This window comes from Corynebacterium sp. ED61 (assembly GCF_015233855.1).
In the GTDB taxonomy this organism is placed as follows: domain Bacteria; phylum Actinomycetota; class Actinomycetes; order Mycobacteriales; family Mycobacteriaceae; genus Corynebacterium; species Corynebacterium dentalis.
On sequence record NZ_JADGIT010000005.1, the window covers coordinates 72,753 to 87,223 of the forward strand.

The following is a 14,471-nucleotide window of genomic DNA, read 5'->3' on the forward strand; positions in this document are numbered from 1 at the left end:
CTCGATGCCTACCGAAGCAGAGAATGCCCATGCGCCGCAATCCAGCACTGGTGATGACTGGCTGCTGGTGGTTACTTCTCCGTTTCTGAAAAAGCTCGCGTACGCGGGCGTGGCTGTGGTGATGCTTGTTCACATCTTCCTCGCCGTGGTAGTGGGTATTGGCGATACCGGCGTGGCGGTGACTCTGACGGACCGTCTGGGATTCATCGGCATCGGCCTGATCTTTTCCCTTGTTTGCCTGACCCTGCTTCGCCCACGCGTGCGGGTCAGCGCCCAAGGCGTGGAGGTGCGCAACATTGCCAACGCGCAGTTCTACCCGTGGGATATCGTCCATGGACTGTCTTTCCCCACCCAGGCGCAGACGGCTCGCTTGGAGCTGCCGGACTTTGAGTTCGTGCCGATGATGGCTATGCACATCCGGGACCGCGAGACCATCGCAGACACTGTCGAGTCTTTCCGTCAGCTGGAAGACCGCTACATGCCGCTCGATTAGCCCCACAGACTCGAATCCAGAGACGTCTATGGCAAGTACCGTTGATTACCGACCGGAACCGGGGACCATCCCCACGGATCCGGGGGTCTATACGTTCCGTGACGCGCACGATCGCGTGATCTACGTGGGCAAAGCGAAGAATCTTCGCGCCCGCCTGAGCAATTATTTTCAAGACCTTTCGCAGCTACATCCCCGCACCCGCGCCATGGTGCAGACTGCTAATCGCGTGGTGTGGACTGTGGTCTCCAGTGAGTTCGAGGCCCTTAACCTCGAGTACACATGGATCAAGCGCTTTAACCCGCGCTTCAACGTCATGTACCGGGACGATAAGACGTACCCGATGTTGGCCATCAGCGCGAAGGAAGAAGTTCCCCGCGCCTTCGTGTACCGCGGTCCCCGCCGCAAGGGTGTACGTTACTTCGGCCCATACCCCAAGGCCTGGGCGATCCGTGACACTCTGGAATCCCTGACCCGTGTGTTTCCCATCCGCACCTGTACTCGCGGGGTGTACAAGCGCCATGCTGCTCTCGGCCGCCCGTGCCTATTGGGCTACATTGATCGCTGTTCTGCACCGTGCGTGGGCAATATCAGCGTGGAGGATCACCGGGCGCTTGTTGATCAGTTCTCGAGCTTCTTGGCCGGTAATACCGAGCCGGTGAAGCGCCGCGTTCGCAAGGAAATGGAGGCAGCTGCGGAGGATCTCGATTTCGAGCGAGCCGCCAGCTATCGCGACCAGTTGGCCGCAATGGACAAGGCCATGGAGAAGCAGGCCGTAGTCTTCTCGGACAGCACGGACGCGGACGTTATCGCTGTGGTCTCAGATGAATTGGAAGCCGCCGTGCAGATCTTTCACGTGCGCGGCGGTCGCATTCACGGTCAACGTGGGTGGGTCGTGGAGCGCGATGAAGTCTCCGACGCCGACCTGACCGGCCAGTTCCTCACCCAGTTCTACGGGGACGAGGCCGAGCTGGCCCGCGCTACAGAGTCTGCTGTTGCTGGAGCCTCTTCGCAGCCCGTCGATAGGGAACTGGCCGCGGCCATCAATCCTGCGGCCCGCGCGGAGCTGGGGGACTTGGTCGGAGATGTACAGGTCACCCCGGTGCCTCGGGAGGTGCTGGTGGAATCCGTGCCGGATAACGCGGATGAGCTCAGCCAGTGGCTCACTGAGCTGCGCGGCTCCCGAGTGACCATCCGCCGCCCCTTGCGGGGAGACAAGAAGTCCCTCATGGAAACGGCGAAGTCAAACGCCAAGCAAGCCTTGGCCCAGCACAAACTCAAGCGCTCTGGTGACCTCACCACCCGCTCAGCTGCATTGCAGCAGCTCCAAGAAGCGCTGTGGATGGACGAGTCTCCGCTGCGCATCGAGTGCACGGATATCTCTCATATCCAGGGCACGGACGTGGTGGCCAGCCTCGTGGTCTTCGAGGACGGACTGCCGAAGAAGTCCGACTATCGCCGCTACAAGATCAAGGAAGCCGCGGGAGACGGCCACTCCAACGATGTCGCCTCTATCGCCGAAGTGGTGCGACGTCGCTTCAAGCGCCACCACGAGGACCAGGCGGCCATGCCCATGGGGGACGACGGTGGAGATCTTCTGGAAGGTGAAGAAGAACTCGAGGTGGCGTCGACAAAGAAATTTGCCTACCCACCGCAACTGTTCATCGTCGACGGCGGCCTGCCCCAGGTCAACGCAGCGCAACAAGTCTTGGACGAATTGGGCGTCACGGATGTCACCTTGGTGGGCATCGCCAAACGACTCGAAGAGATTTGGGTACCGGGCGAGGACTACCCGGTGATCATGCCGCGCACCTCCGATGCGCTCTACCTGGTGCAATACCTGCGCGATGAAGCCCACCGCTTTGCCATCACGTTCCACCGGCAGCAGCGAAGCAAGCGGATGCGACGCTCCAAGCTGGACGATATCCCCGGTTTGGGACCGGCCCGCCGCAAGCAATTGGTGTCTACTTTCGGCTCCGTAGCAAAGGTCAAGGAAGCCAGCGTGGAGGATCTCACCGCACTGAACGGATTCGGCCCGAGCCTGGCGCAGAAGATTTACGACGCTCTGCACCAACCAGCGCAAAATTCCGATTAAGCTCGGGGTCATGGTGAATCAGGACTCGGTTGAGCACAACCCGGCGAACGAACACTCGGCGAATCAAGAGACGCACGACCCTGCTGCCATGCCGCCGTTGATTTTGATCACGGGTATGTCCGGCGCTGGGCGACGCGCAACGTCCGCAGCCCTCGAGGAACTGGGATGGTACGTGGCAGAAAACCTGCCGCCCGAGCTCATCGTGCGCATGGCCGAGATGAGTTTCGAGGACGATTCCCCGATCGAGCGTCTCGCCATCGTCACCGACGTGCGCTCCCGCGATTTTGCCGGCAGCCTGTCGGACGTTCTGGACAAGCTCAACGCGTCCGGTCGCCGGCCGATTGTTCTTTTTCTCGACGCCACCAATACCGAGCTCATCAAGCGTTACGACACGGTACGTCGTACCCATCCTTTGCAGGGGGATGGGACCGTCCAAACGGGCATTGATCGGGAGCGCGCGCTGCTGCAGAGCATCCGCAACCGGGCGGACATTGTCCTAGACACAACCAACACCAGCGTGCACGATCTCCGCCGAGTGTTGGAGCAGTATTTCTCCAACATGAACCAGCAGTCCGTTCGCGTAAACATCCAGTCCTTCGGCTTTAAGCACGGCGCTCCAAATGACGTAGATGTCCTGCTAGATGCCCGCTTCCTGCCGAACCCACACTGGGAAGAAGATCTGCGCGAATTCAGTGGCTTGGATCCCAAAGTCTCCAACTTCGTTCTGACTCAGCCAGGCGCAGTGGACTTCCTCGATTCCGCCCAAAGGATGCTGACCTCAATGCTTCCGGGCTACCAGCGCGAAGGCAAAAAGTACGTCTCTTTCGCCGTGGGCTGTACAGGAGGCAGGCACAGAAGCGTGGCCGTTGCAGAAGAAATGGCACACCGGTTGAAGGATAACGGCGTGGACGTTCGCGTACTGCACCGAGATGTGGAGCGCTGAACACACCATGAACACGTCACGATCTAGCCATACTTCGGCGACCCACAATGCTCCCGACAAGGCAGTTGAAGGTGAACTTTCTGAGCATCCCGGTCAGGTTCGTATTGCCAGTTTGGGCGGCGGACACGGTCTGTTTAACACGCTGCGCGGGGCGCGAGTAGTCGCTGACGATGTGACAGCCATCGTCACTGTGGCAGACGACGGCGGATCCTCCGGACGCATGCGTCGAGAATTGGGATCCATCCCACCCGGCGACCTCCGCATGGCACTGGCTGCCTTGACCGAGGACTCGGAGGGCGGGCGGCTGTGGGAAGAGGCAATCCAACACCGCTTCGGTGGCTACGGCGCCTTGAAGGGCCACGCCGTGGGAAACCTCATGATCAGCGGCCTGGAACAGGTTCTGGGTTCCCTCGTTCGTGCGCTCGATGAGATGGGCAAACTGCTGGGAGTCAAGGGACGTGTGCTGCCCATGTGCCCTGAACCATTGGACCTGGAAGCGGAGGTATCCGGACTGGAGGAGGATCCCCGCGAGGTGGTCCCGGTGCGCGGACAAGTGGCCGTGGCCACCACCATGGGGCAGGTACGGCGCGTACGCATGATCCCGCACCGGCCAGCAGCCACACCCGAGGCGGTGACTGCGATTGAGAACGCGGACCTCATCACGCTAGGACCGGGCAGCTGGTTTTCTAGCGTCATCCCACACATCCTCGTGCCCGGCCTCGTGGACGCGCTCAACGCAGCCAAGGCGCCCAAGGTATTGATCATGAACCTGGTGGCCGAAGCAGGAGAGACCGCGGGCATGTCCATGGAGCACCACATTCACATGGTGTTCCAGCACGCGCAATCGTTGGCTATCGACGTCATCGTGGTGGACATGTCTGTCATGCCACGGCCTGCCCAGCGCACGCACGTGGAGCGGGCGGCACAAGCTCTGGGCGCCAAGGTTATCTACCGCGATGTCCGCGAAGATGATGCGCGCGGACGCTTCGGGGATAGACATAAGCCAGCGAAAATGGCGGCCGTCTTCCAAGAGATCTTGTCCACACCGATTGACTCGTTGCCCAGCACTTTGGCCAACAACGGCTAGTGATACCGTCAAGATCGACAATTCTTCGAAAGGACGTGGCCAATCGTGGCTCTTACCGCAGAGGTTAAGGCTGAACTAGCTCAAGTCAACGTCAGTCGTACAGACGTAATGACCGCCGAGGTCTCCAGCTTGCTGCGTTATTGCGCAGGACTGCACCTGGTGGGCGGGCAGATCGTGGTGGAAGCAGAAGTCGATTCCTCGGCCACCGCTCGGCGCATCGCGAGCTTCGTGGAGCAGCTGTTCAACCTCGAGGCGGAAGTCCAGGTCATTGGCTCAAATAACCTGCGGAAAAATTCCCGCTACGTGCTGCGATGGGCGCAAGGGGGCACGGAGCTGGCACGCCGCGCGGAATTGATTGACCGTGCGGGGCGCCCCGTGCGTGGCTTGCCGCGATTCATCATCGGCGGCACGCGTGATCAGTGCGTGGCTGCGTGGCGTGGAGCGTTCCTCGCGCACGGGTCGCTGACCGAGCCCGGACGTTCCTCTGCCATGGAGGTCACCACCCCAAGCAACGAGGCGGCACTGGCGCTAGTGGGGGCCGCTCGGCGCATCGATGTCACGGCCAAGACGAAGGAAGCTAGGGGTGTGCACCGCGTCATCGTCCGCGACGGAGACTCCATCGATGCCTTGCTCAACCTCATGGGTGCCCGCGATACGCGGTTGAAGTGGGAAGAGCAGCGCATGCGCCGCGAAGCCCGTTCAAAGGCGAACCGTTTGGCGAACTTTGACGACGCCAACCTGCGCCGTTCTGCCCGGGCCGCGGTTATTGCTGCTGCTCGCGTCGAACGTGCCCTGGAACTGCTGGGCGACGATGTGCCACAGCATTTGGCTCAAGCTGGCCAGCTCCGTGTGGCGCACCGCCAGTCTTCTTTGGAAGAGCTGGGGCAACTCGCCGAGCCGGCCATGACCAAGGATGCCGTTGCCGGGCGTATCCGCCGCCTGTTGACGATGGCGGACAAGCGCGCCGAAGAGCTGGGAGTGGAAGATACGAACATCGCGGTGACGGAGGAACTTTTCCACGATATGGATTAGTACTAGATTAGTTCCCATGCTCCATTCGGTGGTGGATATCTGGGGTTGCACACTGTCGCCCGAAACCGGGTGCATGTTCTTCTGCAGACCTTTTGTGACCTAGGTAGTGTCGAAAGTGTCACTGTGAGAAGAGATTCACTGAGTAGTTCATACGAGACAAAATGTGCAGTGATGACCTCAAACTCAAACATTGAATAGGAGCCCACGACGTGACAATTCGCGTAGGTATCAACGGATTTGGCCGTATTGGTCGCAACTTCTTCCGCGCAGCACGCGCAAACGGAGCCGAGATTGAGATCGTTGGTATCAACGACCTCACCGACAACAAGACCCTGTCCACCCTGCTGAAGTACGATTCCGTCGTCGGCCGCCTGGATGCGGACGTTACCTACGACGATGAGTCCATCACCGTCGACGGAAAGCGTATCGCCGTTTCTGCGGAGCGCGAGCCGAAGAACCTCAAGTGGGCAGATCTGGGAGCTGACGTGGTCATTGAGTCCACCGGCTTCTTTACCGACGCAGAGGCTGCCAAGGCCCACATCGATGCCGGTGCCAAAAAGGTCATCATCTCCGCTCCTGCGAAGAACGAGGATGCCACTTTCGTGATGGGTGTGAACCACACTGATTACGATACGGAGAAGCACAACATCATCTCCAACGCATCCTGCACCACTAACTGCTTGGCTCCTATGGCCAAGGTGCTGGATGACGAGTTCGGCATCGAGCGTGGTCTGATGACCACCATCCACGCGTATACTGGTGACCAGCGCCTGCACGATGCTCCGCACAAGGATCTTCGTCGCGCCCGCGCTGCAGCCGTCAACTTGGTTCCTACCTCTACCGGCGCTGCCAAGGCTGTTGCTCTGGTTCTTCCACAGCTCAAGGGCAAGCTGGATGGTTACGCGGTGCGCGTTCCCGTCATCACCGGTTCCGTCACGGACCTGACGTTTGAGGCGAAGAAGCCAGTCACTGTCGAGGCTGTCAACGCTGCTCTCAAGAAGGCTGCCGAGGGCGAGCTGAAGGGCATCCTGTCTTACTCCAACGACGAGCCACTGGTCTCCACCGACATCGTCACGGATCCACACTCTTCCGTCTTCGATTCCGGACTGACCAAGGTCATCGACAACCAGGTCAAGGTTGTGTCTTGGTACGACAACGAGTGGGGCTACTCCAACCGTCTCGTTGATCTGACCGTCTACGTGGGCGAGCGTCTCTAAGAGACTCACTTACATCGCAGGCTTGGCAGCGTGGCAGGAACAGCCTCGCTACTGGGCGACTTCCGAGGAAAGAACTGACCGAAGCTAGGTTTCGGGAGGTGCCTTTACCTCGGATTTCTTTTAGCGATTATTCACACATCGTCACCCATACGTGGTGGCAACCGCACCGTCGTCCCGATAGTTCGTAGACTAAAGGGGCGTAAACGAAAGAACTCGACCTTCGGCTCGTGCTGAAGTCGCACACACACTTCATTTCAAGGAGCAGACATGGCAGTCAAGACCGTTCAGGATCTCATCGCAGAGGGCGTTGAAGGACGCCACGTCCTCGTGCGTTCTGACCTCAACGTTCCTTTGTCCGACGGTAACATCACCGATCCCGGCCGAATTGATGCTTCCGTGTCGACGTTGCGCGCACTCCTCGATGCCGGCGCTCGCGTCATCGTCACCGCTCACCTCGGCCGCCCGAAGGGCGAGGCTAACCCTGAGTTCTCTTTGGCTCCTGTCGCTGAGGCTCTGTCTGAGCGCCTGGATATGTACGTGCCACTCGCCGCCGATGTCACCGGTGAGGATGCGCACGAGCGCGCTAACGGACTGGATGATGGCGATATTCTGCTGCTGGAAAACGTGCGCTTCGATCCTCGCGAAACTTCCAAGCTGGAAGACGAGCGTGCCGAGTTTGCAGACGCTTTGGCTGCGTTGACCGCAGACAACGGCGCTTTCGTCTCTGATGGTTTCGGCGTAGTTCACCGCAAGCAGGCATCTGTGTACGACGTCGCCAAGAAGCTTCCTCACTACGCCGGTGGCTTGGTGGAGACCGAACTTGAGGTACTTAAGAAGGTCTCTGACGAGCCAGCACACCCTTACGCCGTGGTACTCGGCGGCTCCAAGGTGTCTGACAAGCTCGGCGTGATCGAAGCTTTGGCTCCTAAGGTGGACAACCTGATCATCGGTGGCGGAATGTGCTTCACCTTCTTGGCCGCGCAAGGTTACGAAGTTGGCGGATCACTGTTGCAGGAAGACATGATCGATACCTGCAAGGATCTGCTGGATCGCTTTGGAGATTCCATTGTCCTGCCGAAGGACGTAGAAGTGGCGGAGGCCTTCGCCAAGGATGCCGATCACCGCACGGTAGCCGTGGATTCCATTCCCGCAGGCTGGATGGGCCTGGACATCGGACCCGAGTCCGTCAAGGAATTCGCGGAGATCTTGAACCAGGCTCAGACCATCTTCTGGAATGGTCCCATGGGCGTATTTGAATTCGAGAACTTCGCCGCAGGCACCCGGGGAGTGGCGGAATCCATCATCTCCGCAACCTCCAATGGCGCATTCTCCGTGGTCGGCGGCGGAGACTCCGCAGCGGCCGTACGCACCCTGGGATTGGATGAAGGAGGCTTCAGCCACATCTCCACCGGTGGCGGCGCATCCCTGGAATACCTCGAGGGCAAGGAACTCCCGGGCGTATCCGTCCTTGAGTCCTAATCCCTCGTTCACTTCACACAATTCGTGAACCTCTGACACACCTCTTAGAAGGAGCTCCGCATGGCTAAGCGCACCCCACTGATCGCGGGCAATTGGAAGATGCACCTCAACCACAAGGAAGCAATCCACGTGGTGCAGAAGTTCGACTTCTCCCTGCCCAAGGATTATTACGACCACGTGGACGTAGCGTTCATTCCTCCGTTCACCGACATCCGCAGCGTGCAGACCCTGGTGGACGCAGACAAGATGCTCATCACCTACGGTGCACAAGACATCTCCGAGCACAAGTCCGGTGCGTACACCGGCGAAGTTTCCGCGGACATGCTCTCCGCTCTGGGATGCACGTGGGTGGTCGTGGGGCACTCAGAGCGTCGCCAGTACCACAACGAGTCCAACGAAGTTGTGGCAAACAAGGCCAAGGCAGCCCTGTCCCAGTCAATGCAGCCCATCGTCTGCGTGGGCGAGCCGCTGGAGGTTCGCGAAGCAGGGGAACACGTCCAGTACGTGGTGGATCAGACACGAGCCTCTCTCGAGGGACTGAGCGCCGAGCAGCTGGCTCAGGTGGTTATCGCCTACGAACCAGTGTGGGCAATCGGCACCGGCAAGGTAGCTTCTGCCGCTGACGCACAAGAAGTGTGCAAGGCTATCCGCGAACTCATCGGCCAGATGGCTAGCGCCGAGACCGCCGAGGATCTGCGCATTCTCTACGGAGGCTCCGTGAAGTCCGATTCCGTGGGCGAGATTGTTTCGCAGCCTGACGTCGACGGTGGACTCGTCGGCGGCGCCAGCTTGGACGGCAAAGACTTCGCTGGTCTGGTGGCCGCGGCCGCCAAGGCCGTGCAATAGACCTGCACTAGTTTAGCCCGCGCCCACGGCAATCTGGGGGCGCACCCTCACACGACCAGGTGGAAGGACACCTCATGGCCGCAGAAACTCCAGAACATCAAACGATCCCGGGAACGATCATTCCAGTTGCGACGGAGTCTTCCGAGGCTCCTTCCATCAACCCACCCATTCGCGAAGACATCCGCTACCTGGGTGCAATCTTGGGCGATGTCATCCGCGAACAAGAGGGCGAGTACGTCTTCAACCTAATCGAAAACATCCGCACCACCTCCTTGGATGTGCGCTACGGCGAACTCAGCGCTCTTGAGCTGGCCGAGCAGTTCGCCAACATGGAGGTGGAAAACGCGCTCCCGGTCATTCGTGCCTTTTCTCACTTCGCGTTGTTGGCCAATCTCGCCGAGGATCTCTACGCAGAGCGCTTACGGGATATAGCCATCGATGAGGGCAAGCCAGCGCCACCGTCCACGCTGGAATACACGTGGAAAAAGCTCGAGGAAAACCAGGTCTCGCCGGAAGCCGTCTCCGACACGATGGAACACATCTACGTGGCACCGGTCATGACCGCGCACCCCACGGAGACGCGACGTCGGACAGTATTTGACGTGCAGGCGGACATCGCCCACTACATGCGGCGCCGGGGACGCATCCTCAACGCGGGCACCACGGCCCGCAGCCAGCAGCAACTGGAAGAGATCACCAAATTCATTCGCCGTCGCATTACCGTTCTCTGGCAGACGGCATTGATCCGCAGCGTGCGCCCGCGCATCGAGGACGAGATCAAGGTGGGTCTGCGTTACTACTCTCTGAGCCTGCTCGAAGAGATCCCCTCCATTAACCGAGACGTGGTTAATAACGTTAAGCAACGGTTCGGGGATCAGACTTCCGCCCCGGCGATGATTCGCCCCGGCTCGTGGATCGGTGGCGATCACGATGGAAACCCATACGTGACCGCGGAGACAGTGGAACAAGCCACATCGCTGGCCGCGCAAACAATCTTCGAGCGCTACGGCAAGATCCTCTACAAGCTGGAACAGGAACTAAGCCTGTCCACCCGCATTTCTGAGGTCACACGCGAGTTGGAGGCATTGGCGGAGCGGGGGCACAACGACGTTCCTTCCCGCATCGACGAGCCCTACCGGCGCGCACTGCACGGTATGCGCGGCCGCATCGCCGCCACGGCCGTGCGCAATTTGGGAACACCGATCATGCCCGGTGGCGTGCACGAAAGCCATGAGCCTTACGCGGATCCGGAGGAATTCCTGACGGACATCGCGGTGGTGGATCGCTCCCTGCGCGCAGGTATCGATCCCACGCTGGCTGACGATGCACTCGCCGAGCTGGTCTCCTCCGTGCACAGCTTCGGCTTCCACCTCTACGGTCTGGATCTGCGGCAGAATTCTGAGACCTTCGAAGAAGTGCTCACGGAACTCTTCTCCCGTGCTGGGGTCTCGGACAACTACGCCGAATTGGACGAGAAGGAGAAGGTGTCCTTGCTGGTCGCCGAGCTGTCTCACCCGCGTCCGCTCACGGATTCTGCTGCAGAATGGTCCGAAGTTACTGAGCGTGAACTAGGCATCTTCCGCGCTGCAGCTTTTGCCACGGAGCGTTTCGGTAGGGAAGCGGTGCCGCACTGCATCGTCTCCATGACCACCTCCGTCTCTGACATCCTCGAGCCGATGATCCTGCTGAAGGAAGTCGGTCTCTTCAACGCGCAGGGCGAACAGCCCACCGGGTCGGTGGATGTCATCCCGCTTTTCGAGACCATCGAGGACCTGCAGGCTGGTGCTGGCATCATGCAGGAACTGTGGGCCCTGCCTTTCTACCGTGCGTACGTCTCCCAGTTGGATAACCAGCAGGAAGTCATGCTGGGCTATTCGGATTCCAACAAGGACGGTGGCTATTTCGCCGCCAACTGGGCCCTGTTCGATGCCGAGCTGGAACTCGTCCAGGCTGCGAAGCAGGCCGACGTGCGGCTTCGTCTCTTCCATGGCCGCGGCGGCACGGTGGGTCGTGGTGGCGGTCCTTCTTACGACGCCATCCTCGCCCAACCCGAAGGTGCTGTCCAAGGATCTCTGCGAATCACGGAACAGGGCGAGATCATCTCCGCGAAGTACGGCGATAGGGCGAATGCCCGCCGGAATTTGGAGGCGCTTGCCTCAGCCACGCTGGAGGCCAGCCTGCTGCCCATACCTGCACCAGAGGACACCGAACGGGCTTACGCCACGATGAAGGAAATCAGCGACTTTTCGCTGACCTCCTACGCCGCGTTGATGCACAACGATCCGGGCTTTATCGACTACTTCACTGCGTCCACGCCGCTGGAGGAGATCGGTAGCTTGAACATCGGCTCGCGTCCGTCTTCCAGGAAGCAGACCGAAGCAATCACCGACTTGCGCGCCATTCCGTGGGTGCTGAGTTGGTCACAGTCTCGCGTCATGCTGCCGGGCTGGTTCGGAGTCGGTAGCGCGATCAGCCGGTGGTTGGAATCGGGCACGTCGGTTCAAGGCAGCCCAGAGGAGCGCTTGGCTTTCCTGCGCGAACTGCATCAGCGGTGGCCATTCTTCCAATCTGTGATGGCCAACATGGCGCAGGTGATGGCGAAGGTAGACATGTCCTTGGCCGAGCTCTATTCCTCACTGGTGGCCGATAAGGAGGATGCTGCCCGGATCTTTGGAATCATCCGCGAGGAGTACACCACCACGGTGGATGTGTTCCAAAAGGTCACTGATCAGCACTCTCTGCTCGCGGAGAACCCGGAACTAGCAAACTCTGTGCGTAATCGCTTCCCGTACCTGGTTCCGCTGAACCTGTTGCAGGTGGAGTTGTTGAGGCGCTTCCGCGAGGGCGATGATTCCCATAAGATCCGCATCGGGATCCAGCTGACGATGAACGGTCTGGCCACCGCGCTGCGCAACTCCGGCTAGAGCGAACCCAATCCTGCACAACGCGCCCGCGTCATTCTTAGCGGCATGGGCGCGTTTGCTGATAACATGAACCAGTTGATAGTCGACGATGTGAAACAAAGGTAGGACATTGATCCTCACACTGCAGATCATTTTGGTGATCACCAGCCTGCTCATGGGATTCTCCGTGCTCTTGCACAAGGGCAAGGGTGGCGGCCTGTCCGCCGTTTTCGGTGGCGGAATGCAATCCAATCTGTCCGGCTCCACGGTGGCTGAGAAGAACCTGGACCGCCTGACCATCGTCACGGCCGTGTTGTGGTTCCTGTCCATCGTCGGACTGAACTTGGTGCTGAACTTCAACCTTTAATCGGCACCTCAAAAAAAGGGGCAGGAAGAAAAATCTTCCTGCCCCTTTTTTGCTGCAATCTAGCTTTCCGGATCCGCAGCCGCGTCCACCCATAGGACAGTCTCTGCTGTTCCGGAAACCATTCCTGCAGGCCACTGGCCACTGGAATCAGCCGCCAGCGCGTGCTCGGCGGCTTCCTTCTTTTCTGCGCCGGCAATCACCAGCCACACCCGCTGAGAGCTATTTACCGCAGGGAGCGCCAAGGTCACTCGGTTTGCGGGCGGCTTCGGGCACTCGCGTACCGCAGCTACTGCAGACTGCGGATCCAGCAACTCCGGAGTGTGGGGGAATAGCGAGTTGACGTGGCCTTCCGGACCCATGCCCAACAGGTGAATATCGAAGCCGTCCGGAGCCTCACGCTCAATCATGTGTGCGTAGGACACGGCCGCTCGGTCCAAGGCATCGCCATCGAAAGCCTCGTCCGCAGCGGGAGCTGCGTAGCTGATGATGTTCGAGCGGGGCATATCCACGTGATCCAGCAGCGCTTGACGCGCCTGCACCTCGTTACGCTCAGCGTCGTCGGCGGCAACAAAGCGCTCGTCACCAAAGAAGATGATGACGCGATCCCAATCGATCGCCGCCACGGGGAAGTCTTCCGCGCTGGCCTTGGCCGCATGGTCAAGCATCAGCAGCTGGCGCAAAGTCCCGATACCCACGGATCCACCAGTGAGTACCAATCGCACCATGCCATCATCTGTGACAGTTCCACCGTTGCGCTGCAGCTCAGAAATAGTGTGGACCAAGCTCCGGGCCACGCCAGTCGCCACGGCATCGTCATCCCGGAAGCGCTTAACAGTCCGCTGGGTCATGACAATCTTCCTTTCCCAAGGCAATTACGGCCACGCCCACAGCCAGTAACTAGTAAAGCTAGCGCATGGACGCCTGGTCGTACGCAGAATCTCCTGCATGTGCCGGGCCATCGAAGTACTCGCTGTTGGCGCGCATAGCCTTACTGTACATACCGCGTCGGTCCGGACGGTTGACTCTCACCAAACCGCGCAAGGCGTGCCCAAACGCGCGATCGGGATCCAGATGGCGCAGCTCCTCAGCTAGGCAATCACCGGTCACGCGGCGGGACATCGTGACGAAGGACTGCTTGTCCTCGCCGTCTCTACTCACGGTCACAGACACGGTGGTGGCATTGACTTCCTCCACCACGATGGAGCTATCTGTGCGCTGCAGTTCTACCTTGTATACAGACACGCAGTCCCGGGAGGAGTCCGTGTCCCGCACGTGCCTGGTCACGGGGACATCCAGCCGGTCGGCGAGCCACCCTGCGGCAATGTCGATCGAGGGTTCGCCCTCAGGACCGTGGACCTGTGCGCTGAGAATTTCTTCGTGCGGCGGCTGATCCAGCGTGGATGCCAGCAATCCTCGCCAGAGGGTGATCCGGCTCCACACCAAGTCCGAATCGCCCGGCGTGTAGGTCATGCGACGGCGGTAGATGGCATCGGAGTCTGCGTCGAAAAAGGAATCGGTGATACGACGAGTCGCCAGGGCGCCGATCGGGTCGGCCGACGGATTACGTGGCGCATTCGCGGGCCACCACACCACCACGGGAGTATCCGGCAGCAGCAGGGGAGTGACAACGTTGGCGCGTTGGGCGCTGAGCTCGCCGTTGAGGTGCATCACGATGATCTCTGAGGCGCCGGCATCGCCGCCCAGGCGGATCTCTGCATCCAAGCGGGTTTCCTCCACATCGCGGTGGCTGACCAGCACGATCACGCGTGCAGGGTGCTCGCGGGAGGCGTCGTAGGTGGATTCAATGACCCGGTCGAGGTGGGCGGAGTGCCCTTCGGCAGCGTTGACCACCACGATGAACGTCAAGACGCGGCCGGTGGCCACCTCGCCGCGCTCTTCGCGTAGTTCCCGCAGGCGGGTGGTGATGGCGTGGGTCTTGGTGTTGGCCAGATCAATGATCATGAACGTGTGCTCGCTGTCCTTGGGTGATCGGTGCGGTGTGTAGGTGCTTG

The 14,471-nt window shown here is 60.1% G+C and carries 12 protein-coding genes; 10 read left to right on the plus strand and 2 right to left on the minus strand.

Annotated features, from left to right (window positions below; genetic code table 11):
- The first annotated feature begins 4 nt into the window (after positions 1-4).
- The 10 genes from IM764_RS07080 to secG all read left to right on the plus strand — a co-directional run bounded on the left by IM764_RS07080 (position 5) and on the right by secG (position 12,459).
- Positions 5-493, plus strand: a complete 489-nt coding sequence (locus tag IM764_RS07080) for a PH domain-containing protein (protein WP_099298840.1) — start codon at positions 5-7, stop codon at positions 491-493.
- A gap of 28 nt (positions 494-521) precedes the next feature.
- Positions 522-2,585 carry an excinuclease ABC subunit UvrC gene (gene uvrC, locus IM764_RS07085; protein ID WP_194187401.1) on the plus strand — a complete coding sequence of 688 codons (2,064 nt, stop codon included), beginning with the start codon at positions 522-524 and terminating at the stop codon, positions 2,583-2,585.
- 88 nt (positions 2,586-2,673) lie between these two features.
- Positions 2,674-3,528, plus strand: a complete 855-nt coding sequence (gene rapZ, locus IM764_RS07090) for an RNase adapter RapZ (RefSeq protein ID WP_194187457.1) — start codon at positions 2,674-2,676, stop codon at positions 3,526-3,528.
- 7 nt (positions 3,529-3,535) lie between these two features.
- On the plus strand, positions 3,536-4,615 hold the full coding sequence (gene yvcK / locus IM764_RS07095) for a uridine diphosphate-N-acetylglucosamine-binding protein YvcK (protein ID WP_194187402.1): 1,080 nt from the start codon (positions 3,536-3,538) through the stop codon (positions 4,613-4,615).
- 45 nt (positions 4,616-4,660) lie between these two features.
- On the plus strand, positions 4,661-5,647 hold the full coding sequence (whiA, locus tag IM764_RS07100) for a DNA-binding protein WhiA (protein WP_194187403.1): 987 nt from the start codon (positions 4,661-4,663) through the stop codon (positions 5,645-5,647).
- Between the two features lie 209 nt (positions 5,648-5,856).
- On the plus strand, positions 5,857-6,864 hold the full coding sequence (gap, locus tag IM764_RS07105) for a type I glyceraldehyde-3-phosphate dehydrogenase (protein WP_194187404.1): 1,008 nt from the start codon (positions 5,857-5,859) through the stop codon (positions 6,862-6,864).
- A gap of 267 nt (positions 6,865-7,131) precedes the next feature.
- Entirely contained in the window at positions 7,132-8,343 is a 1,212-nt protein-coding gene (pgk, locus tag IM764_RS07110) for a phosphoglycerate kinase (protein ID WP_194187405.1), read from the plus strand.
- Positions 8,344-8,403: 60 nt separating this feature from the next.
- On the plus strand, positions 8,404-9,189 hold the full coding sequence (gene tpiA, locus IM764_RS07115) for a triose-phosphate isomerase (protein ID WP_099298715.1): 786 nt from the start codon (positions 8,404-8,406) through the stop codon (positions 9,187-9,189).
- Between the two features lie 74 nt (positions 9,190-9,263).
- Positions 9,264-12,113: a phosphoenolpyruvate carboxylase gene (ppc, locus tag IM764_RS07120; protein ID WP_228073518.1), complete on the plus strand. Its 2,850-nt coding sequence runs from the start codon at positions 9,264-9,266 to the stop codon at positions 12,111-12,113.
- A 109-nt stretch (positions 12,114-12,222) separates the two neighbouring features.
- Entirely contained in the window at positions 12,223-12,459 is a 237-nt protein-coding gene (secG, locus tag IM764_RS07125; protein ID WP_194187406.1) for a preprotein translocase subunit SecG, read from the plus strand.
- Positions 12,460-12,518: 59 nt separating this feature from the next.
- Here secG and pgl read toward each other — a convergent pair whose 3' ends face one another.
- Both pgl and IM764_RS07135 read right to left on the minus strand, forming a co-directional pair.
- Positions 12,519-13,307: a 6-phosphogluconolactonase gene (gene pgl / locus IM764_RS07130; protein WP_099298718.1), complete on the minus strand. Its 789-nt coding sequence runs from the start codon at positions 13,305-13,307 to the stop codon at positions 12,519-12,521.
- 58 nt (positions 13,308-13,365) lie between these two features.
- Positions 13,366-14,421, minus strand: coding sequence for a glucose-6-phosphate dehydrogenase assembly protein OpcA (locus IM764_RS07135; protein ID WP_099298719.1), 1,056 nt, complete (start codon positions 14,419-14,421; stop codon positions 13,366-13,368).
- Positions 14,422-14,471 lie beyond the last annotated feature (50 nt).